The following is a 22037-nucleotide window of genomic DNA, read 5'->3' as shown; positions in this document are numbered from 1 at the left end:
CTTACCAGCGCTCCGGGCCCTACAAGGAGGTGGAAGCGGAAAATTGACGCAGTCGCGCACACGCCGGACGGTGCGTTACGCTCCTCCTTCTGGCGCTCAGGTGGCACACGTCATTGCAGGGGGGAGGCAAGTACACGTTCGTGACGTAGCGCGCACGCGCTCCACCCCCGTTCCCGTTCCCCACCTCCGCTCGCGCCCCCGCGCGACGTCGGAGGCGCATGGCGGGGGTATGGGTGCGGGTAGGTGCTGTGCTAGGCTCCGCCGCCATGAACGTATCGCGACGGCTTTGGATTGCTGGCGCCGCATGTGCCCTCCTGATGGGGACGACGGCGCTTGGCTGCAGCTCGAATCCCGCGCCCAAGACGGCCAAGGTGCAGGCCGGCGACATGCCCGAAGGCGGCGACTGGACGGGGGTCTATTACAGCGAGCTCTACGGCTACCTGCACCTCGTGCAGGACAACGACGCCATCGAGGGGCGCTGGCTCCGTCCGGTCAAGGATCGCTGGGGCGTGCTGCACGGGACGGTGACAGGCGACCTCATCAAATTCACGTGGACCGAGCACACCATCGGCGCGATCGGGGAGAGCGCGACCAAGGAAGGCCGGGGGTACTTCAAGTACACGCGGCCGGAGGGCGAGAACGTCGACGACCGGCTGGCGGGCGAGATCGGCCGCAACAAGGACGAGGTCGGCGAGCCCTGGGAAGCGGTCAAGCAGCGCAACATGCTCCCGGATCTGAAGTCGATCGGGGGCTCCGGCGCCTCCGACATGGGCGGCGGCGACTGGGACAGCGCGAACCAAGAGGAAGGCGCGCCCGAGCCGCCCGCCGCTCCCTCCGACGAAGCACCTGCCGAGCCCCCCGGCCTCTGACATAACAGCCCCCGATGACCCAACCGCAGCCTCGAGGCATTCAGTTCCGCGAACCCCCCATCTTCGAGCGTGGCACGCCGGGCAGGACCGGCGCGTCGCTCCCCCCGCTCGACGTGCCCGAGGTCGAGCCCGCCGCCCACTACGGCGCGCTCGCCCGCAAGGAGCCAGCCGGCCTGCCGGAGGTGAGCGAGCCGGAGGCCTTCCGTCACTTCATCCGGCTCTCGCAGTGGAACTTCTGCATCGACGGGCAGATGTACCCGCTCGGGTCGTGCACGATGAAGTACAACCCGAAGATCAACGAGTGGGCCGCGCGCATCCCCGGATTCGCGAAGCTGCACCCGATGACGCCGGACGAGCTCAGCCAGGGCTCGCTCGAGGTGATGTGGCGCCTGCAGGAGGCGCTCTGCGAGGTCAGCGGGATGGACGGCTGCTCGCTGCAGCCCTCCGCGGGCGCGCAGGGCGAGCTCGCCGGGCTGATGATGATGCGGGCGTTCCACGAGTCGAAGGGGCGCTCGCCGAGGAAGGTGTTCATCCCGGAGAGCGCCCACGGCACGAACCCGGCGAGCTGCGCGCTCAACGGGCTCGTGGCCGTCCGGATCGAGAAGACCGCCGACGGCATCACCCACCCCGAGCAGGTCCTCGCCGCGATCGAGCGCGAGGGGTCGGACGGCGACGTCTGCGGGCTGATGATCACGAACCCGAACACCCTCGGGGCCTACGAGACGCACCTGCCGGCGATCATCAAGCTCATCCACGACAAGGGCGGGCTCGTGTACGGGGACGGCGCGAACACGAACGCGATCATGGGGCACGCGCGCCCGGGCGACGTCGGCATGGACGTCATCCACATCAACCTGCACAAGACGTTCACGACCCCGCACGGCGGCGGCGGCCCCGGCTCCGGGCCGGTCTGCTTCAAGAAGCACCTGGAGCCGTTCCAGCCCTCACCCGTCCTCGTGCGGCGCGGCGACGCCTTCGCGTGGGACCGCGACCGGCCCCAGAGCGTCGGGCGGCTCCGGGCCTTCACGGGCAACTTCGGGATGTTCATCCGGGCGTACACGTACATCCGCGAGATGGGCGGCGACGGCCTGACGGCGGCGAGCAGCCTCGCCGTGCTCAACGCGCGCTACCTGTGGGCCAAGCTGAAGGACCACTACCTCGCGCCGGTGCCGCAGCCGTGCATGCACGAGGTGGTGCTCTCCGACAGCCAGCTGGAGAAGGAGACCGGGGTCAAGACGCTCGACGTCGCCAAGCGGCTGCTCGACTACGGCTTTCACGCGCCCACCGTCTACTTCCCGCTGGTCGTGCCCGGCGCCCTGATGATCGAGCCGACGGAGACGGAGACCCGCGAGACCCTCGACGAGTTCGTGGCCGCGATGCTCAGCATCCTCAAGGAGGCGCAGGAGACGCCGGAGGTCGTGAAGCAGGCGCCCCACGGCACGGTGGTCGGCCGCCTCGACGAGGCCCGCGCCGCGCGCCAGCCGCGCCTGCGATGGACGAAGGCCTGAGCTCCCGGAGGAGGCGGCCCGCGGTCGGCCTCCTCCGGCGGGCGGCGCCAGCCGGCCGCGCGCTCCAAATTCGCGAATCTCCGCCAGACGCGACTACAATGAGCGCCGAGGGACCGCAGTGAGGCACCTCACGGGACGAGCGACGCGTGGCCGATACCGTTGAGAACGAAGGCGACATCGAGACGATCAGCCAGACCACCCCGGTCTCGGTCGGAGACGCCGTGCGCCTCGTGTTTCGCGCCTACGACGAGGCGACCCCGCCGTTCAACATCAAGATCCGCTCCCCCTCCGGGAAGATCATCATCGAGCGCGTGCTGCGCGATCTGCCCACCGGCAAGCCGCAGAGCGCCTCGCCCGTCGAGTTCAGCGCGTCGTCCCCCGGCGAGTACAAGATCGAGATCAAGCAGCTCTACGGCAAGGCGAAGGGCACGGCCGTCCTGCGCGTGAAGCCCTGAGGCGCTCCGCGCTAGCTCGCAAAACCGGGGAGCAGCATCGCTGTCATGCGGTCCGGGCTGACGATGCCCTGGTCGTGCATCCAGCCGTTCGCCGCCTCGACGGCGGCGCGGCCCTCGTCGCCCTTGAGCAGCTCGCCGTGGCGGCGCCGCGCCGCCGCGGCGTAGAGGGCCATGCCGGCGGCCTCGAAGCCGCGCACCGCGTCGGCGAGCTGCTGGACGGCGACCTCCCCCTCGCCGCGGGCCGCGGCGATCGCCGCGCGCACCGCGGCCGCGAGCGGGTCGGCCCAGGGCATGTGCTCCGCGTCGATCTTGCGGGCGGCGCGCGTCGCCTCCTCGTACAGCGGCTCCGCGTCGGCCGGCGTGGACGCGGCGGCGGCGGCCAGCGCGGCGCAGGCCCGGAGGTGGGTGATGATGATGCGCACGGCCTGGATGCGCAGGACGAGCGAGCTCTCGAGGCCCGCCCGCTGCTCCGCGAAGAGGCGGTACGTCGCCTCGCCCTCGCCCCGGTACAGGCCGATGTGCGCGCGGGCGACGAGATCGAAGTAGCTCTGCAGCTGGAAGCCCGCCTTGGACCAGCTCCGGATGGCGTCCTGCGCCTGGCGCAGCGCGGAGTCGGGGTCGTCGCCGACGAGCCAGTAGGCGTTGCTCTGCGAGGAGCGGAGGCTCGTGGCGAGGTAGCGGTCGCCGCGCTCGTCGGCCGCCTGCAGGTACATCGGGACCCGGCGCATGAACTCGCGCGTCTCGCCGCCGTACCAGAGCGCCCAGACCGAGAAGGTGTGCGCCCAGCTCCGCTCCCACGTGACGCCGGTGCAGCGCTCGCGAAAGATGGTGTCCGCCCGGTCGAGATCGGCCACGCCCTGCTGCCAGCGGCCGAACAGCGTCGCGGTGACGCCGCCGACGAAGCCGACGAGGCCGAGCGCGTGAGGCCTGCCGATGCGCGCCGCGATCGCGCTCGCCGTCGAGAGCAGGTCGGCGACGCGGGACGCGGACGGGCCGCCGTCGATCGCGAGGTAGGTCGCCTCGAAGGCGAGCGCGCGCGTCACGCGGTACGGCTCGCCCGCCTTGAGCGACAGGAGGAGGTTGCGCGCCTGGAAGTCGGCGCCGCGCGTGGGGTCGACGATGGCGAGCCCCATCGCCGCCGACCAGCAGACGTCGATGCGCATGAGGTCCTCGGGCGAGACCTCGTCGGCGGGGCGCTCGACGAAGTTGAGCCCGCGCAGGCGCACCTGCGCGCGCCGCAGCATCAGCGACGCGACCGCGAGCTCCGGCGTCTTCGGCACCTGCATGCCGACCGCGCCGAGCACGGAGCGCAGGCCCGCCATCCCGGCGTCGACGTAGCCGGCGCGGAGCAGGTTCTCCGCGGCCCGGCGGCCGAGATCGATCGCCTCGGACTCCGGGGCGCCGTCGCTCGCGGCCATGTAGGCCTCCGCGGCCTTGGCGCCGCGGCCCGCGCTGCTCAGGGCGTCGCCGAGCTTGGCGAGCACGACCCGCCGCTCCGCCGCGCCAGGCAGGTGGAGGTCGATCGCCATGCGGTAGAGGCGCGCCGCGTGGTCGAACGCGAACGCGGCCTCGGCGTGCTCGCCGGCGCGCACGGCGTAGCCGGCGGCGCGCTCGGGGTCCCCGGCGGCGCGCCAGTGCTCGGCCAGCGCCTCGAGCTCCGCGCGCCCCGAGGCCTCCAGCGCCAGCGCGAGCCGGCCGTGCCAGCTGCGCGCCGCCTGCTCGTCGAGCCGGCTCGCCACCGTCTCCCGGATGCGGTTGTGGAACGGCTCGAGGAACTCGTCCTGACCCGAGCCGCCGGTCCGCACGAGGTTCGCCGCGCGCAGGGCCGAGAGCACCCGCGTGAGCTCCCCGAAGTCCGCCGCCATGGCGTGCGCGGCCACCGACGTCAGCACCGGCGCGCCGGCGCACACGACGAGCTCGAGCAGCTGGCGCGCCCGCGGGTCGAGCCGGCTGATCCGCGCCCAGAGGACGTCGTCGAGGCGCACCGGGCCGCCGTCGGCGTCCGGGGACATCATCCGGTGGCGCAGGAGCGCGTCGATGAACAGCGGGTGGCCGCCGGCCTCCTGCGCGATCGCCTCGATGCTGAGCGGGTGGCCGACCTGGGCGCCGCGGAGGAGGAGCGCGCAGAGCTCCTGCGCCTCCGCGAGCGACAGGCGGTGGACGATGATGTGCCCGAGCGAGTCGATCGGCACCCCGAGCTGCCGCGAGACGGGCGGCGCGGTCTCCGAGGCGGTCCGCACCGTCGCCACGAGCATCATCGCGCGCGGGCGCGAGGGGTCGACCAGCGCGCCCGAGGACACGGGCCCATCGAGGCCGGCGAACGAGCCGGGCCGGGTCGCGGCGTGGAGATCGGCCTCGGTCCACGGGCGCATCACCTCCGAGAGCAGCGCGACGCTGTCGGCGTCAGCCCACTGGAGATCGTCGATCGCGAGCACGAGCGGCCGCTCGGCCGCGAGCCGGCCCAGCAGCTCCCGGAGCGCGGCGAAGACGAGGGCGCGGATCTCGGGCGGGTCGATCGCCTTGCGCCGAGCGCGCGCCTCCGTGATCGCCGGGACCGTCCGGAGCACCGGGAACACCGTGCCGAGCAGGCCCGCGTTGGGCGGCAGCAGCGTCTTGACCTGCTCGGGGGGGCGGCGCACGAGGTGCCGGCTCAGCCCGTCGATGAGCTCGTCCACCGCCTTGTAGGGGACCGCCTCGCGCTCGTAGCAGCGCCCCGCGAGGACGAGCGCCTCCTTGTCGATGCGCTCCAGGAACCGGCGCAGGAGCGCGCTCTTGCCGACGCCCGACTCGCCCTCGATGAACCGCGTGACCGCGCGCCCGAGCTTCGCCTCCGCGAACGCGCCCTCGAGCGCGGCGAGCTCGCTGCGCCGGCCGACGAAGCCGATGCGCTGCGAGAGGACGGGCGGCTCCTCGATGAGCTCCTGCACCTGCAGCCGGCGCAGCACGTCGCGCGCCGTCGGCCGGGCGGCCGGGTCGATGCGGAGCATGTCCACGCAGAGCTCGTCGATGTCGGGGGGCATGTCCTCGACGAGCCGGCTCGGCGGCGGAGGCTCCGCTCGCCGCATCATGTCGAGCGCCGCCTTGGGCGCCGTCTGGAACGGGTAGACGCCGGTCAGCGCGAGGTAAAGCATGACCCCGACACTGTAGAGGTCCGCCTCGGGCCCGGCGGCCTTGGCCTCGGCCTGCTCGGGCGCCATGTAATGGAGCGTTCCGACGACGGCCTGCTCGCGCCCTGCGCCGCTCGCGTCGGCGACGAAGCCGAAGTCGAGGAGGACCACCCGCTCTTCCGCGGTGACGAGGACGTTGGAAGGCTTGATATCGCGGTGAACCTTGTAAGCCGCATGCACCGCCGCGAGCCCCTGGGCGAGCTGCGCCAGGGCCGAGCGGAGGCGGGCCTCGTGGAAGGGGCGCTTGATCCGGGGCTGTGGCTCCGACGCAGGGCCCTGCGCAGCAGGCCACATGGGGCTCGACGGCAGGGTGGAGCGGCGCCCGACGCCCGCGGGCTCGCCCCTCGGCCCGGCGTCGCCCTCCTCGTGGAGCCGCACGTGGACCACGAAGTCGACGCCGCGGATGAGCTCCATCGTGAAGAAGAGCTGCCCCTCTTCCTCGTGAAGCTCGCCGAGGCTGACCAGGTTCGGGTGCTGGATGTCCTGGAGCGCGCGGAACTCGTTCTTGAACCGGAGGCGCGCGTCGGCGCTCAGATTCCGGAGGATCTTGAGCGCGACCCGCCCCTTTCGCTCGCGATCGAAGGCCTCGTAGACAACCCCCATCCCGCCGCGGCCCACGACGCGAACGACCTGGAAGCGACGCGTGCCTCCAAACTCGGGTCTCGCGTTCCTCAGGCCCATGCGTGGGGACCAAGAAATCACCGGCGCCGGGCGGTGGCAAGCAGTGCGTGGAGAACGCGTGGGCAGCGCGCGGCGAACGCGTGGGCAGCGCGCCCGGACGCGCAGGGGAGGCGCGCTCCGAACGCATTGGGCGCGCTCCAGCGCCGCGCGAGCCCTGCGCGGCGCTGGAGCGCGCCGCGAGCAGGATCGGCAGAAAGGTGGCACGCCCAGGGGAAGGGCGGTAGCGTACGCCGCCTGCGAGCGAAAAGAGCCCGGCCGGGCGCGCGCCGCTCAGCCGGTCAGCCCGGCGCGCACCCAGTTGACAACGGGAGGGCATCATGGTCTGCGTAGTACGCTCCGAGGCTTCGGAAGCGGTTCGGAAAGCGCCACGCGCAAAGGGTTTGCTGGGGTGATCCAGAGGTTGAGAGACTTCTTCTCGTCGCCGGGGCAGCGCAGCATGACGCCCCAGACCGAGAGCGCGGCCGAGCGCAACCCGGGATGCAGCCTCGTTGTAGAGAACGTCAGCAAGAGCTTCGGTAAGACACAGATACTGAACGACGTGTCGTTCACGGCGGAGGCCGGCGAGTTCGTCACGCTCCTCGGGCCTTCCGGCTGCGGCAAGACGACGCTGCTCCGCATCATCGCGGGGCTCGATCGCGCCGATCGGGGGCAGATCCTGCTCGCGGGCAGGGCGGTTGACCACCTGCCGGCGAACCGCAGGCCGGTGAACACCGTGTTCCAGAACTATGCGCTGTTCCCGCATCTGACCGTGTTCGAGAACGTGGCCTTCGGCCTGAGGTCGCGCAGCTTCCCTGATTCCGAGGTGCGCGAGCGCGTGCGTTCGAGCCTCTCGATGCTGAAGCTCGATGACCTCGCGGAGCGGTATCCGCACCAGATCTCGGGCGGTCAGAAGCAGCGAGTCGCGCTCGCGCGCGCGGTCGTCAACGAGCCTGAGGTGCTGCTGCTCGACGAGCCGATGTCGGCGCTCGACGCGAAGCTGCGCGCCGAGGTGCAGCTCGACCTGCGCCGGCTCCAGCGCGCGCTCGGGAAGACGTTCGTGCTCGTCACGCACGATCAGGACGAGGCGATGACCGTCTCGGACCGCATCGTGCTGATGAACAAGGGCCGCATCGAGCAGCAGGGGGTGACGGCCGAGGTCTACGAGCGGCCGCAGAGCCGCTTCGCCGCCGAGTTCTTCGGCGCGGCCAACCTCATCTCCGCGCAGCGCGTCGGCGCCACGCTCGTCTTCACGACGGTGGGCGCGCTGAGGGTGCAGACCAAGCCTCAGTGGGAGTACGGCACGCTCGCGATCCACCCCGAGTGGATCGAGCTCTGCGAGAACGAGCCGGCGGAGAACGGCGTGCGCGGCGTGGTGAAGGAGAGCTTCTACCGCGGCGATCACGTGGAGCTCATCATCGAGCCCGGGCCGCTGCGCGTGCAGCTCAGCCCCCGCTCGCGGCTCAAGCCCGGCTCCTCGGTCTGGCTCGCCCTGCCCGCCGAGCGGCTCGAGGTGCTCAGTGACTGAGCCCACGGTCTGGTATGGCCAGCTCACGACGCGGCGCAGGCTCCTCGCGCGGGGGTCCCTGTTCATCGCGGGCGGCGTCTCCTGGCTGTCCGTGTTCCTCCTCTTGCCGAGCCTGGCGCTCCTCGTCGTGTCGTTCCTCAAGCGCGACGCGGACGGCGCCCTGCTCTGGGAGCTGTCGTTCGAGTCGTTCGAGCGCATCTTCGGCTCCGCGTCCGGCGAGAACGCGCGCATCCTCATCAGGAGCATCGTCCTCGCGCTCGTCGTGACGACCGCCTCCGTGATGCTCGCCTATCCGATGGCCTTCTTCATCGCGCGCGGCTCGCGTCGCCGGCGCTTCTTCTGGCTCGCGCTCATCATCGTCCCGCTCTGCACGAACCTCGTGATCCGCACGTTCAGCTGGAAGCTCCTCCTGTCGGCGCAGCTCCTGCCTGCAAAGCTCGCCGCCTGGCTCGGGTGGATCGACCCGGGCCGCGACGTCTATCCCAGCTGGACGGCGGTCACGATCGGCCTCGTCGCGGCCTCCCTCCCGTTCGCGGTGGTCCCCCTCTACACGAGCATCGATCGTCTCGACTGGTCGCTCGTCGAGGCCGCGCAGGACCTCTATGCGTCGCGGCTGCGCATCTTCCTCGCGGCGATCCTGCCGCAGACCCTCCCGGGCCTCAGCGTCGCAGTCCTCCTCACGTACGTCCCAGCGATGAGCGTCTTCGTGGTGAGCGACATGCTCGGCGGCGCGAAGCACTGGCTGATAGGGAACCTCATCCAGCACCAGTTCGGCCCGGGGAGGAACATCCCTTACGGCGCGGCGCTCAGCCTGGTGCTCATCGTCCTGACGCTGGGCGGCGTGTCCCTCTACCGCCGGAATGGGCGCTCCGTGGAGATCCTGTGAAGCTCGGCCGGGGCCTCTGGCGCGCGCTGACGACGATCGCCGCCTTCTTCGGCTTCGCGCTCCTCTACCTGCCGCTCTTCGCGGTCGCCGTCTACTCGTTCAACGCCGCGGAGCGGGGCCTGCTCTGGACCGGCTTCTCGGTCCGCTGGTACCTCGATCTCTTCGCCGATCCCGAGATCAACCGGCGCGCCATGGAGATCCGCGAGGTCGCCGTGAACACCCTGGTGCTCGGAGGCGCCTCCACGCTCATCGCGACGGTCCTCGGGACGCTGCTCGCCCTGGGGATGCACTTTCCGTGGCCGAGCTCCGTGAGTCGCGTGCTCGAGTCGATCGTGGACATCCCGGCGGTCGCCCCCGACATCACGTTCGCGGCGGTGCTGGTCATGGCGTTCAACGTGCTCCGCCGCGTGGTGGACCATTGGTTCGAGCCCAGCATGACGACGATGATCATCGGTCATGTGACGTTCGAGATCGCGTTCGTGACGCTCATCGTCCGCAGTCGGCTCGTCGCCATCGGGCCGACGCTGAGCGAGGCCGCGATGGACCTCTATGCGTCGCCCTGGATCCACTTCCGGAGGGTCACGCTCCCCCTCCTGTGGCCGGCGATCGTGGGGGGCGCCATGCTGGCGTTCACGCTGTCGCTCAACGACTTCGTGATCAGCTTCTTCACGTCCGGCCCACGCTCGGTCACGCTCCCGCTCTACGTCTACCAATCTCAGATGCGAGGCGTGCGGACCGACCTGTTCGCGATTTCAACGCTCCTCCTGATCGGCGTGGCGGTGTCCATCATGATCCTGGAGCGGCTCACCCGCTGGAGGCACAATTGAGCCGCCGGGCGGGGCTCGCGGCGGACGCGGCGGAGTTCGGCGCGCCGGGCGCCGGGCGGCCAAGGGGCTCGCGCGCGCCGCGCGGAGCCGGGACGACTCCTGCGCGTCAGCGCAGCGATGCACCGCCCTTGTTCACCTTCTCGCTGGACCTGACCAGCGCTCCACCTCGCTCTGGCTCGCGCGGCCCAGCCTAGGGGCGCCGAGCTCGAGCGCTTGCCTGACGGGGCCTCCTGCGGGGCACCGGGCCCGGACCGCGCGCCGCCCCGGGTTCCGCTCACTCTGTCATGCGCTCCGCGCACGGCGCCTACACAGCGGCGTCCATGCCGGCGTGAGGTCCACGGCCGCCTGTGCGAACAGGTTGGATCAGCTGACGGCTTACGGTAAGCTGACCCGGCAATGCGGCTGTTTCGTCCCAAGCTCGCCGGGTTTTTGCGTGACGGCTGGACCCGGCGGACGGCGCTTTGCGCTCCACTTCGACCGTTGGGAATCGAGATCGAAAGATGAGCTTTCGTCGCTCCGCACTCCTACTCATACTCGTAGCACTCCTCACATTCTCCGGTCGGCCTGCCTGGGCGGATGATCTGGCCGATGAGGCCGATCTGCACTTCAGGATCGCCACGGAGCGCTATTCGGCGCGTGACTACCGGGGCGCCCTGGAGCACTTCCTGGTGTCGAACCGGCTTGTCCCGAACCGAAACGTCATCTTCAACATCGCCCGAACTTACGAGGCTCTCCAGGAGTATCCAGACGCATTTCGCTACTACGTTCAGGCGCTCGATCTCGAGCCCAACGCCGCGCGCAGGCCGGCCATCGAGGAGGCGCTCGCGCGCATCCGGCCCAACGTCGCCGTCATCAACGTGACGACGGACCCGCCCGGAGCGACGGTGTACATCAACCGCCGCGATCTCGGCGGCCGCGGCAGCACGCCCCGCCTCCTCGGCTTCCAGCCCGGCAAGCACAAGATCATCGTCGATCTCGAGGGGTACGAGCCGGCGGAGGTCGAGAACGTCGAGGCGAAGATCGGCGAGCAAACCAACGTCGCGGTCAAGCTGAAGCGCATCGTCGGGACGGTGCGCGTGGTCGGTGAGATGGCGGGCACGACGGTGCGGGTCAACGACGCGAGCGGCCCCCCGGCGTGCACCGCGCCGTGCGATCTCACGCTGCCTCCTGGCCGGCACCGCCTCTACCTCTCGCAGGAGGGGTATCAGCCGTCGGAGCAGGACGTGAACGTGGCGGCCGCGAGCACGGTGACCGCGCGTTACCGGCTCAACCCGCTCACCGGCAGCCTCGTCGTCAACGCGGATGAGCGCGACGCGCTCGTCGAGGTCGACGGAAAGCCGATGGGCTTCACGCCCGCGGTCCTCAACGTGCAGAGCGGCCAGCGCCGCGTGCGCGTCTCGCTGCGCGGCTTCCGCCCGGTCGAGCAGACAGCCAACGTGGTGGCCGCACAGCAGACCCGGATCGACATCTCCCTCCGGCAGCTCGAGGAGGTCGAGGCCGCGTCGCGTACGGCGGAGGCCGTCGAGGACGCGCCCGGCTCGGTCACCATCATCTCGGGCCAGGAGCTCCGCGCGATGGGGTATCCGACCGTCGCGGAGGCCTTGAGGGGCATGCGCGGCGTCTACACGACGTACGACGGCACCTACTCCTGGGTTGGCATCCGCGGGATCAGCATCCCCGGCGACTACAGCAACCGCGTGCTCGTGCTCCTCAACGGGCACTCGATCAACGACACGTGGGACGGCCTCGCCTTCGCCGATCAATCGGCGCGCACCGACCTGGAGGACGTCGAGCGGATCGAGGTCGTCCGTGGCCCGGGCTCGCTGCTCTACGGTACGGGCGCGTTCGTCGGCGTCATCAACATCGTGACCAAGGGCCGCCCGACGTCGTTCGGCGCGGGCGTCGGCGTGGGCGCGGCGCAGCACGGCTTCATCCGGGGCCGCGGCCAGGTGCAGGTGCCCTTCGGGCGCGACTCCGGCATGTGGCTGTCGGTCGCCGGCGGCCACGGTCAAGGGCGAGACTACTTCCTGCCGATCCCACCCGACCCCGATGGCGCGCCTCTCCCGAACGATCCCCCCAACATCCCTGATCCTGCGCTGAAATGGAAAAACCGGGATCCCAACTCCCGCGGCGCGGATCACTTCAATGTCGGGACGATCCAGGGGCGGCTCTGGTACAAGTCCCTCTCGGCGCAGGTGTTCTACAACGAGCGCAAGAAGTCGCTCCCGACCGGCGCCAACTTCACCATAGTCGGCGACGACAGGACGTTTTACCGCGACAGGCGCGGGTTCGCCGAGCTCACGTTCTCGCCGCGGTTCTCCGATAGCTTCTCGATGACGACCCGCGTGGCCGTCGACATGCAGCTCTACGATGACACGCTGTGGCTGTCCGACGACGGGGCCGGCACGATCCATGACGTCGAGAAGTACCAGGACACGTGGCTGCTGGCGGATCAGCGATTCGAGATCTCACCGCTCCGCGAGCTGAAGGTCACGGTCGGCGCCGAGGGGCAGGTACACCTGCTCGGCAGGATGCGCATCGAGGAGACAGAGTACACCGGGGACATCGTCACCCGCAATGACCTCATCCTGCCCTTGGGCGGCCTCGACCCCGACGACGAGGATCTGTTCGACTCGCACCCTTACCAGATCCTCGCCGGCTACGGCGTTGTCGACTTCGTCCCGTCCGACCGCGTCCGCATCTCTGCGGGTGCTCGTATCGACTATTACAACTATAGTAGTGACGAGGCGCAGAAAAAGCTCAGCTTCAACTCCGGGATCAGCCCGCGTATCGCGCTCGTCGTCAAGCCCTACGAAGGGGGCAACCTGAAGGTCACCGGCGGCCGCGCGTTCCGCGCTCCGCCCATCTACGAGCTCTTCCTGCAGGTACCCTCGAGCTTCCTTGGTCCGGGGTACGATCCGAACGAGCCGGAGTCAGAGCAGATCGGCCCCGAGAGCGTGCTCTCGGGAGAGGTCGAGTTCACGCACCGGCTCTCGTCCACGCTCTCCCTGCTCGGCGCGGGGTACGTGAACTACATGACCGATATGATCGCGCAGACCGGCTCGTTCACGGCAGACGACCTTGGGCATTACGACAACACCAAGGAGCCGATCCTCGTGCTGGGCGCGGAGGCCGAGCTGCGCCGCGAGTGGCGCCAGGGCTGGATGGCTTCTCTCTCCTACTCCTATTCGCGGGCGCGGTACCTCGATAAAGGAGACGTCGACGAGGTGCTCAAGAAGGTGCCCAACTCGCCGGAGCACATGGCCGCCGTCAAGGGGACCGTGCCGCTGTTCGGGAAGGCGCTGATGCTGTCGACGCGCCTCACCGTCGAGTCGCCGCGCATCGACAAGACCCTGACGGAGACCGACCCCGCGGTGATCTGGGACGTGGTCCTCTCCGGTCAGACGGAAGTGGCCGGCCTCCGCTACAACATGGGCGTCTATAACGTCGCCGACTGGGAGTACGAGGCCCCCATCTCGCCCCAGTTCACGGCGACCAGGATGCCGCAGGCAGGCCGCACCTTCCTCCTCTCTGCCAACCTGAACTTCTGATCATCGCGCGGCCGTCCTGGCCGCGCGCTCTCCACCTCACCCCCATCACCCCTCGGCGCTCCGCCCCCGCGCCGCCCTGCTCGACCGCGGCGCAGGGCGGCCCGCGCAGCGCGTAGCCTCGCGCCCCGCGGCCGTCGAGCGGCGTCGCCCTGGCGGCCTCATCCATGCCAGGCGTGGCGCAAGCCACGGCGGCGCCACCGTTCCACTCCGACAGGAGTTCCGCTGCTGCACGCGGTTCGCGCCACGCTCGAATTCAGCGTCTCGCGTGAACTCAGCGCCTGGACCTGCCTCGCGTTGTATGCAGCGCTCTCGTGTGTTTCCTTGCCAGACGCAAATCATGCGCCGGGGCGCAAACCACGCACGTTCCTCCGCAATCCACGATCGAGGCGCGATGGTGTGGAGCGGTGCGTTCGCTTCATGGCCGTCGCCGGAAACGCCGCGATCTGACGACGCGCGGCCGCGTGCCACGCGCGCCACGTAACCAAGTGACCACATCATCGGACGCCCGCACACTCTTGTGGCAATCCGCGCGGTCATGATTTTGCTTGAAAGCAAAACATCGCTTGTCCATCATGGTCACTCGTGAATATCCGCTCCTCGACCTCGGATCACGCGACACACGGCGCGCGCGGTCCGGAGCGACGGCGGAACAATGGGCGCGCCGCTCGGCGGACCGCGCCGTGACCAGGAGCGACCAGGAGAGCGATGGGCGCCGATCTTCGCGCCGAACCCTAGGTCACGAGAGGAGCGCGCGTCGGGTATGCCGCCCGCGGCGCGCCATCTTGAAGGCGTTTTTGCCAACCTGACGATCGTCAGCCAGCCCGAGCAAGAGGTCCATGTTGCCCGACCGCCCGATCGATGTCCCCGAGCAGCCGTTCGCTTCCGTCTACGACCGGCGTCGCCTCGCGGCCGCAGGGGAGATGTTGCCACAGATGTGGGACACCCTACCTGAGTGGCCGAGCGTCGGCGGCGGGCGCCGTGTCATCGTGCTCGGCGGCGGGATCTCAGGGCTGTGCACCGCATGGTCGCTGCGGAAGGCCGGGTTCGACCCGATCATCCTCGAGCGGAATGACCGTGTAGGCGGCCGCTTCTACACGCTCCGGAACCACTTCGGCGACCAGTACGCGGAGCTCGGCGTCACCCGGATCGCCGACACCCACGTCCTCACGCTCGCCTATGCGCGCCACTTCGGGCTGGAGATCCTCGAGTATCCGCTCGACGCGACGCAGCTGTACTACGTCATGGGCCATCGCTTCCTGAGCACCTCGCGGGGCAAAGCGCACTATCCTGCCGACTTTCCGCTCTCTCCGGAAGAGCGGGACATCGACGCGGAGTCCCTCAACCTGCAGCTCGCGGCGAAGGCGTTCTCGGTGATCGGCGACCCGCGCGACATGCAGTGGCCACCGGCCACCGTCCGCAAGGACTTCTCGGGCGAGACGTTCTACCGCAGCCTGGATCGGACCGGGGCCTCGCACGCCGCGAGGGAGATCTGCCGCGCGTACGAGGGGACGGAGATCGAGATGTTCAGCGGTCTCGCCTGGTCGGCGAACCAGCGGCTCGACGCCAAGTGGTTCCACACCTACGCGATCGCGGGCGGGAACGACCGGCTGACCACCGCGTTCGCCGACGATCTCGGCGATCGCATCCTCAAGGGGGCCCATGTGCAGCGGGTGATCTCCCGCGAGGACGGCGTGACCGTCGAGTTCCTCAGGAACGGGGACCCCGAGACGATCGAGGGCGACTTCGTGGTGTGCGCGCTCCCCCACCGCATCCTGCTCGAGGTCGCGTTCGACCCGCCGCTCTCCGGCCCCAAGCACCGCGCCGCGTCGGAGATCCCGATGTTCACCGTCACGCGCCTCAACTTCCAGTTCTCGCACCGGTTCTGGGCGGATGAGGGCATCGTCGGGCTGCTCGCGGCCTGCACGACCACGCCCATCGAGCGTCTGTGGGACCTGACCTCGCTCCAGTCGGGCACCCCGGGCATCCTCACGGCCTACGTGCAGGACCGCAACGCCGCGGCGCTCGACGAGCTGCCCACCGCGGCCGATCGCATCGAGTTCGGGCTCAAGACGATGGAGTCGTTCTTCCCGAACGCTCGGCAGTACTTCCAGAAGGGGCTGTCGTTCTCGTGGCACCACCAGCCGTACACGCGAGGCGGCTGGCCCGCGTACAGGCCCGATCAGACCGACCTGATCGCGGATCTCCAGCGCGGCGAGGGGCGCGTCGTCTTCGCCGGCGATCACACGTGCCTCTACACGGGCTGGGCGCAGGGTGCCCTCGAGTCGGCGCACTTCGCCACGGCCGAGGTGATCGCGGCGGCTCGCGGGTCGATCGAGCCGACCACCTGAGCGAGCTCGAAAGGCGCCCCCCGGCGCGACGTTCACGACGCCCCTCGAACGCACGCCGCGGAGGGGGTGTATAACGTCGCTTGTATGGCTCGCCTCCTCCACGTCATCGGAGTCCAGTCCCGGCCCGTGCCCGGCGACCCTGCTGCGACGCTCGAGAAGCTCGAGCGCGAGGTGCAGACGCTCGGGGTCTCGTTCCCCGAGGCGCAGCTCTACCTGTTTCCCGAGCTGTGGCTCACGGGGGATCACCCCTTCCGCCACACTTCCCCATCGCACGAGCTCGCCCAGCCGATCCCGGGGCCGCTCACGAAGCGGCTCGGCGCCATCGCGCGCAGGGCCGGGAGGTGGCTCTGCGCCGGGTCGATCTACGAGCGCGCGGGCGACAAGCTGCACAATACCGCGCTCGTCTTCTCGCCGAGCGGCAAGCTCGTCGCGCGGTACCGCAAGCTCTATCCCTGGATGCCCTTCGAGACCTGTGCGCCGGGCGATGAGCCCGCGCCCGTGTTCGACATCCCGCGCGTCGGCCGGCTGGGGCTCATGATCTGTTACGACGGCTGGTATCCCGAGGTCGCGCGCGGCCTTGCGCTGCGCGGCGCCGAGGTGATCCTGCACCCGACGCTGACCACGACGCCGGATCGCGAGGAGGAGCTCGTGCTCGCCCGCGCCCGCGCGATCGAGAACCAGTGTTATGTGGTGAACGTCAACGCCGCGGTGGAGATCGGCGGCGGCCGCTCCATCGCGGTCGATCCCGAGGGCCGCGTCCTCTTCCTGGGCGGCTCCGGCGAGGAGTACCTCGGAGAGGTGCTCGATCTCGACCGCGTCCAGACGGTCCGCGCCCACGGCACGCGCGGCCTGAACCGGGTGCTCCGCCAGTTCACCGAAGACTCGCCAGAAGCGGTCTTTGCCCCCTACCGACAGCAGTCTCCGCGCCGCCGGAAACGCTCGTAGATCCGACGCAGAGCGGCGGTCTCCCGCACAGGAGACGGGTCCAGATCGTCGTTTTCGGCGCGGAAGCGCACTCCTGTGCGCTGAGCACCGAAAACGGCGAGATGGGCCCGTATCCGAAGCGGGTGACCGCCGCTCTAGGCTGGCTCCCTTGCTCTGGGCGCGCCAGGCCGGCACGCGATGAGCCCGAGCCCCTCCTGGGCGATCGTCGCCCCAGCCAGCGCCGTGATTTCCCCCACGTCGTACGCGGGCGCGACCTCCACGACGTCCATGCCGACGAGCGCGATGCCCTGGAGCCCCCGCAGGATCTCCAGCGCGACAGCGGTCGACAGCCCCCCGCAGACCGGCGTGCCGGTGCCGGGCGCGAAGCTCGGATCGAGGAAATCGATGTCGAACGTCAGGTAAACCTCGTGGTCCCCGACGATATTACGAACGTGCTCGATCACCGCCCTCGCGCCATGGCGATGAACCCAGGGCGCGTCGAGCACCTGGAAGCCGAGCGTATCGGCGTTGTAGGTGCGGAGCCCGATCTGCGCCGAGCGGCTGGGCTCCACGAGGCCCTCCCGCGCCGCGTGGAAGAACATGGTGCCGTGATCGACCCGACCCGATCCGACCTCGTCGCTCCACGTGTCGGAGTGAGCGTCGAAATGGATCAGCGAGAGCTTCCCGCGGCGCTTGGACACGGCGCGCAGGATCGGATAGCTCACGAAGTGATCCCCCCCGATCGAGAGGGGCGTCACCCCGGCGTCGAGGATCCGGCCGATGTGCTCCTCGATGGCGACAGGGCACTCCTCCGGACGCCCGTAATCCCAGACGCAGTCGCCATAGTCCACCACGGCGAGCCGGTCGAGCGGATCGAACTCGTAGCCGTAAGGGCGGTTCCACGCGAGGTGCGCCGAGGCCTCCCGCACCGCGCGCGGGCCGAAGCGCGTCCCTGGGCGGTTGCTGGTCGCCGTGTCGAGCGGGATGCCGGTGACCGCCACATCGACGCCAGTCAGGTCGCGCGTGTACCTGCGGCGCAGGAAGGAGAGCGCGCCGCTGTAGGTCGGCTCGCGCCGGACGCCATAGAGGCCATCGGCCGTGAACGCGTTGTCTACGACCATGCCTCTCGCGCGAGCCGTGGTCTTCGAGCGATGATCTTCCATAGAGGTCCTAGTAGTGCCAGGGGCTCCACGCAGCGGCCCGGATTCCAGCTAGGGCGTGCGCTCGACACCGGCGCGTCGCGCAGGATGGGCATCGGCGTGATCGGAGGCTGAGCACCTCGCTGGCGCCATCGCCTCAAGGTCAGTTCGATTTCACGGCCGCCCAGACCTCGTCATAGAGCTTGGCCGACTCGCCGAGATCACGATGGGCCTCCAGGCGGGTCGCCATATCGCCCGTCGGATAGATGAGCTGGTTCGTGCGGTCTTCCACCGGCAGCTTGGCCTGCGCGGCGCTGTTCGGGGTCGCGTACTTCGTCATCATCGAGAGCTGCGAGCCGCCGTCGGGGGTCAGCATGTAATTGATGAACTTGTGAGCCAGCTCGGGGTGGGGCGACTTGGTGGGCACGGTCATCACGTCGACCCAGATCACGGAGCCTTCCTTCGGAATGACGAGGGCGAGGCGATCCTTGTCCTCCCAGACCACCTTCTGCGCGTCCCCGTTCCAGACGACCGCCATGTCGACGGAGCCGCCCTTCACGTCCTGCGTCGCGCCGATGCCGCCCTTGAAGCCGAGGCACTTCGGGTTGCTCTTGGCCTCCTTGAGGATGCGCCCGGCCTCCCGGATCTCTTCAGGCTTCGACGTGTTGCTGGAAAATCCCTTGTACTTCAGCGCCGCGCCGACCATGTCGCGCATCTCGTCGATCAGCACGAACGTGCCCGGCGTCTTCTGGGCGTCGAAGAGCACGCCCCACGTCGGATCCATGTTGGGGATCTTCTTCTTGTTGTAGATGATCGCGACAGTGCCCCACTGGTAAGGGATAGAGTACTTGTTGCCCTCGTCGAAGTTCGGGCCCGAGAACCGCGACTCGAGGTTCTTCAGGTTCGGGAGCTGGGCGTGATCCAGGGGGCGGATGAGCCCACGCCGCGCGAGCCGCCCGCTGGCGTGCGCCGCCATCACGACGACATCGTACTGCGCGTCGGCGCCCGCATAAGCGAGCTTACTCTCCATCTCCTCGGTGGAGTCGTAGATCGTGAGCCGCAGACGGGCGTTGTTCTGCGTCTCGAAGTCCTTGATGCTCTTGTCGTCCAGGTAGTTCGGGAAGATGAGGACGCTGAGCTCGGAGGGCTGAGCCGGAGCTTCCTTGGTGCCCGACTCTGGACGTGCTTCAGAAGGAGCCTTATCTTTGCCGCAGGCGGCGATCGATAGGACACCCAACAGAATGGCTAGTACCATCAGGGGTCGACGTTGAGTTTTCATAAGTTGTCCTTTCTCCAGCTGCTCAAGGCGGACAGGCCTGCGGGTGTTCGCTGGCGCGATGCTGGCCTCTGGGATCTCGGGAAGCGAAAGCCAGCGGAGCGCGTCTGCAGGCCGAGGCCCCCATCGGCCGGTAGGACGCGCGCGGGATGCCGGGCAGCCCCGGCGGCAACCCTATGGACCGTGGATTGCAAGCGCGCGTCCCCTTGTCAAGGAAAATGTGTTGCGCGGTGAGCAACACGACTGGCCTTCTCATTCGGAGCGAAACCACGACTGTTCGCAAGCTTAGGCGAATCGTACATTCCGTGGCTCTGAATCCGAAAGAGATCGTCGAAATTGCATTCAAATGTGTGTTCACCGCGCATCCACGCACCTCCGGGATAGCGTCTACACGAGATTGTTCTCCCCCGGGTGAAACGGCGCGCGGCACGGCAATGCGTGTTTCGACGCCACCGGAACACAGGACGGCAATGCTCGCGGGCCGCGCTTGGTGATCGTGCGCGTCGTGCGCGTCGTGCGCGATCGGATCTGCGGGAGCCAGGTGCGCACGCGTGCAGCATTGAAGAGCGGACACGCCGGCTCCCTGGTGCGCGGCGCGCACCGGCGGGAGGCGTATTGCCGTCGCACCATGCTGCAAGCGAGTCTCCACGGGAACGCAACGCTCCAGGCCGGACCGATCGAGTCTAGTTGAACAGCGCTTTCACGGGCGACGTCGCGTGCACGATCCTCTTGGCCAGGAGCGTGACCACGAAGTGGTGGAAGGCCGCAGCCAGCTCGGGCGCCTCCGCCGTCATTCGCTGCAGCGCCTCCTCCGAGAGCCGGTAGAGCGTGGACTTCTGGCTGGCGGTGACCGTCGCCGACCGCTTTTCTCCCATGTAGAGCCCGGACTCGCCCACGACCGACCCCGGCCCCATCGTGCGGAGCCGCTTCTCCTTCTTTCCGTCGATCTCGGCCCAGGCCGTGAGCTCCCCGTTCTCGATGAGGTAGAGGTCCTTCGAGACATCTCCGGCCCGGAACAGATCGAACCCAGCCGGGAGCTCCACGCGCTCGAGGTAGTCCTTGAAACGTAGCATTTCCGGGCGACCGCCGAACACATCCTGGAGATCGTAGAACAGCATCGGAGGCGGCAGCATGCTGGGCGGCGCGTCTGCGATGATCTCCTTCTCACACGCCTCGAGACCTCGATCGATATCCGGGTAGAGCAGGGACACCTCGTCGCCTTCGGCCAGGAAGACCTCACCCCGCTCGAGGTGATTGCGGATGTCCGCACGCACCGCCGTGAAGATGAGCTTGACGCCGTTCGACTTGGCGAGCCTGCGGAGCCGGAGGAAGCTCGCGATGGCGGACGAGTCGATGCCGTTGACGTGGAGGAAGTCGAGCAGCAGGTAACGCGGCCTCTCGTCCTCGTCGCTCTGGATGCGCTGCTGGGCGGTCGAGAGCAGGTTGTACGCCGTCCCGAAGAAGATGTACCCCTGGAGCTGGAGCACGTAGAGCTGCTTGCCGCGCGCCGTCAGGGTCTCCAGCTCGCCCTCGCTGCGAGCGACGTTGCTGCGCAGGTGGACCCCGGTGATGGCGTTGCGCACCACCTCGATGCGGCTGTAGCTGAGCGCGAAGAGGATGAACGAGACGCCGAGCCCCACGCCGATGCCGACAAGGAAGCCCCGGACGGCGACGACAAGGAGGATCACCACGATGACGAAGTACTCGATGCGCCGCAGCCGGAACCAGCCCTCGTAGAGCGTGTTGATGAGGAAGTGGAACCCGAGATACGCGATCAGGCCCCCGAGGACGGGGCGCGGGAAGTACAGGATGGCTTCGGCGCCGACGAAGAGCACGATGCAGCTGATGGCCGCGGCGACCAGCCCTGAGATGCGGCTGTTCGAGCCGGCCTTGTAGCTCATCGACGACTCGGCCAGCGACAGGTAGCCGACCATGCCGCCAAAGAGGCCCGTGACGATGTTCGCGACGCCCGTGGCCCGCAGCTCGCGGTCGAGATCGATCTCCTGCTCCGTCGCGAGCTCGACGCCTGACGCGCTGAGCAGCACGGTGATGGCGGCCATGATCATCACGGCGGCGACGTTGCCCGCGCTGCTGAACAGGACCGACCAGTCCACCTTCGCGAGGTCCGAGACCCCGATCGGCGGCCAGAGCGACGCGGTCGGGAACGGACCAAGGAGCCAGCCACCCTCGAGCACCTGCTGCACGCTGACGCCGGCGAGCCCCAGCGAGACGTAGAACACCACGATCGAGCCCCCGAGCAGCACGGGGAGGAGCAGGAGCGACGAGAACCGGCGCAGCACCACGAGGAGCAGGACGCCGAACACGAGGCCCGGCAGGACCCGCTTCAAGAGCTCCGGATCCATCACCACGGCCGGAAAAATGTCGAGCGTCGATGGCTGCCCGGACATCACCGAGATCGAGCCCTGGAGGAGGAGCCAACCGGCGCCTGCGATGAAGCCGCCGGCGACGGGGTACGGGATGAAGCGGACCAGGATGCCGAGCCGTAAGAGCCCGAGCAGCAGGAAGAAGCCGCCCGCGACCACGGAGGTGATCGCGATGGCGGCCACGACCGTCGGGAACGGGCTCGCCGCCGGGTCCTTCTGCGCGATGGCCGTCGTGATCGCCGCCGCCATCGAGGCGAGAATGACGGCGGCGTCCTCCTGCGGCGCGGCGATCACCGGCTTGTAGGAGCTGAGGAGAGACACGATCACGCCGACGATGACGGAGCTGATCAGGATGATGCCGATCCCTCTCGAGAGGTAATCGGCGAGCCCGTGGTTGAATATCAGCGCGCCGAGGGAGATATCGAACGAGACGACCAGCGTCCCCGAGACCATTCCGGCGATCACGGCGGGCATGAGCTTGGAAGGCTTCGCCTTCTCAAGGAGCTCCTCGTTCAACA

The 22037-nt window shown here is 69.0% G+C and carries 13 protein-coding genes; 9 read left to right on the top strand and 4 right to left on the bottom strand.

The window, feature by feature from the left end:
* Window positions 1–266: 266 nt before the first annotated feature.
* The 3 genes from WMF46_RS49025 (at window position 267) to WMF46_RS49015 (ending at window position 2832) form a co-directional block, all read left to right on the top strand.
* The gene (locus tag WMF46_RS49025) at window positions 267–869 is read left to right on the top strand and encodes a hypothetical protein (RefSeq protein WP_437983550.1); all 603 of its coding nucleotides are present in this window, start codon (window positions 267–269) and stop codon (window positions 867–869) included.
* A 14-nt stretch (window positions 870–883) separates the two neighbouring features.
* Entirely contained in the window at window positions 884–2377 is a 1494-nt protein-coding gene (gcvPB, locus tag WMF46_RS49020; protein ID WP_437548153.1) for an aminomethyl-transferring glycine dehydrogenase subunit GcvPB, read from the top strand.
* 146 nt (window positions 2378–2523) lie between these two features.
* Window positions 2524–2832 (top strand): hypothetical protein, encoded by a 309-nt coding sequence (locus WMF46_RS49015; RefSeq protein ID WP_437548151.1) that lies wholly within the window; start codon window positions 2524–2526, stop codon window positions 2830–2832.
* Between the two features lie 11 nt (window positions 2833–2843).
* Here the strand turns inward: WMF46_RS49015 and WMF46_RS49010 are convergent, their stop codons facing one another.
* Window positions 2844–6680, bottom strand: a complete 3837-nt coding sequence (locus tag WMF46_RS49010; protein WP_437983549.1) for a serine/threonine-protein kinase — start codon at window positions 6678–6680, stop codon at window positions 2844–2846.
* 388 nt (window positions 6681–7068) lie between these two features.
* Between WMF46_RS49010 and WMF46_RS49005 the strand changes: the two genes are divergently transcribed.
* The 6 genes from WMF46_RS49005 (at window position 7069) to WMF46_RS48980 (ending at window position 16741) form a co-directional block, all read left to right on the top strand.
* Window positions 7069–8184 (top strand): ABC transporter ATP-binding protein, encoded by a 1116-nt coding sequence (locus WMF46_RS49005; RefSeq protein WP_437983548.1) that lies wholly within the window; start codon window positions 7069–7071, stop codon window positions 8182–8184.
* Entirely contained in the window at window positions 8177–9070 is an 894-nt protein-coding gene (locus WMF46_RS49000) for an ABC transporter permease (RefSeq protein WP_437714594.1), read from the top strand. The genes WMF46_RS49005 and WMF46_RS49000 overlap by 8 nt, the downstream gene beginning before the upstream one ends.
* Window positions 9067–9897: an ABC transporter permease gene (locus WMF46_RS48995; RefSeq protein ID WP_437983547.1), complete on the top strand. Its 831-nt coding sequence runs from the start codon at window positions 9067–9069 to the stop codon at window positions 9895–9897. Before WMF46_RS49000 ends, WMF46_RS48995 begins: the two co-directional genes overlap by 4 nt.
* Window positions 9898–10397: 500 nt before the next feature.
* Window positions 10398–13448: a TonB-dependent receptor domain-containing protein gene (locus WMF46_RS48990; protein WP_437983546.1), complete on the top strand. Its 3051-nt coding sequence runs from the start codon at window positions 10398–10400 to the stop codon at window positions 13446–13448.
* Between the two features lie 836 nt (window positions 13449–14284).
* On the top strand, window positions 14285–15796 hold the full coding sequence (locus tag WMF46_RS48985) for a flavin monoamine oxidase family protein (RefSeq protein WP_437983545.1): 1512 nt from the start codon (window positions 14285–14287) through the stop codon (window positions 15794–15796).
* Window positions 15797–15880: 84 nt separating this feature from the next.
* Entirely contained in the window at window positions 15881–16741 is an 861-nt protein-coding gene (locus tag WMF46_RS48980) for a carbon-nitrogen hydrolase family protein (protein ID WP_437983544.1), read from the top strand.
* A 134-nt stretch (window positions 16742–16875) separates the two neighbouring features.
* Here WMF46_RS48980 and speB read toward each other — a convergent pair whose 3' ends face one another.
* From speB to WMF46_RS48965, 3 genes are all read right to left on the bottom strand, one after another.
* The gene (gene speB, locus WMF46_RS48975; RefSeq protein WP_437983543.1) at window positions 16876–17841 is read right to left on the bottom strand and encodes an agmatinase; all 966 of its coding nucleotides are present in this window, start codon (window positions 17839–17841) and stop codon (window positions 16876–16878) included.
* 181 nt (window positions 17842–18022) lie between these two features.
* The gene (locus WMF46_RS48970) at window positions 18023–19114 is read right to left on the bottom strand and encodes a polyamine ABC transporter substrate-binding protein (RefSeq protein ID WP_437983542.1); all 1092 of its coding nucleotides are present in this window, start codon (window positions 19112–19114) and stop codon (window positions 18023–18025) included.
* Window positions 19115–19818: 704 nt separating this feature from the next.
* Window positions 19819–22035 carry a SulP family inorganic anion transporter gene (locus WMF46_RS48965; RefSeq protein WP_437983541.1) on the bottom strand — a complete coding sequence of 739 codons (2217 nt, stop codon included), beginning with the start codon at window positions 22033–22035 and terminating at the stop codon, window positions 19819–19821.
* Between the last annotated feature and the right edge of the window lie 2 nt (window positions 22036–22037).

Source organism: Sorangium sp. So ce117 (assembly GCF_051524395.1).
Classification (GTDB): Bacteria; Myxococcota_A; Polyangia; order Polyangiales; family Polyangiaceae; genus Sorangium; species Sorangium cellulosum_B.
This window is presented reverse-complemented; position numbering and strand designations above follow the sequence as displayed.

Excerpts from the sequence above, each read along its gene's own strand:
- WMF46_RS49025 (WP_437983550.1), top strand. The coding sequence starts at position 267 with ATGAACGTATCGCGACGGCTTTGGATTGCTGGCGCCGCATGTGCCCTC.
- gcvPB (WP_437548153.1), top strand. The coding sequence starts at position 884 with ATGACCCAACCGCAGCCTCGAGGCATTCAGTTCCGCGAACCCCCCATC.
- WMF46_RS49010 (WP_437983549.1), bottom strand. The coding sequence starts at position 6,680 with ATGGGCCTGAGGAACGCGAGACCCGAGTTTGGAGGCACGCGTCGCTTC.
- WMF46_RS48990 (WP_437983546.1), top strand. The coding sequence starts at position 10,398 with ATGAGCTTTCGTCGCTCCGCACTCCTACTCATACTCGTAGCACTCCTC.
- WMF46_RS48985 (WP_437983545.1), top strand. The coding sequence starts at position 14,285 with ATGTTGCCCGACCGCCCGATCGATGTCCCCGAGCAGCCGTTCGCTTCC.
- WMF46_RS48980 (WP_437983544.1), top strand. The coding sequence starts at position 15,881 with ATGGCTCGCCTCCTCCACGTCATCGGAGTCCAGTCCCGGCCCGTGCCC.
- speB (WP_437983543.1), bottom strand. The coding sequence starts at position 17,841 with ATGGTCGTAGACAACGCGTTCACGGCCGATGGCCTCTATGGCGTCCGG.
- WMF46_RS48970 (WP_437983542.1), bottom strand. The coding sequence starts at position 19,114 with ATGGTACTAGCCATTCTGTTGGGTGTCCTATCGATCGCCGCCTGCGGC.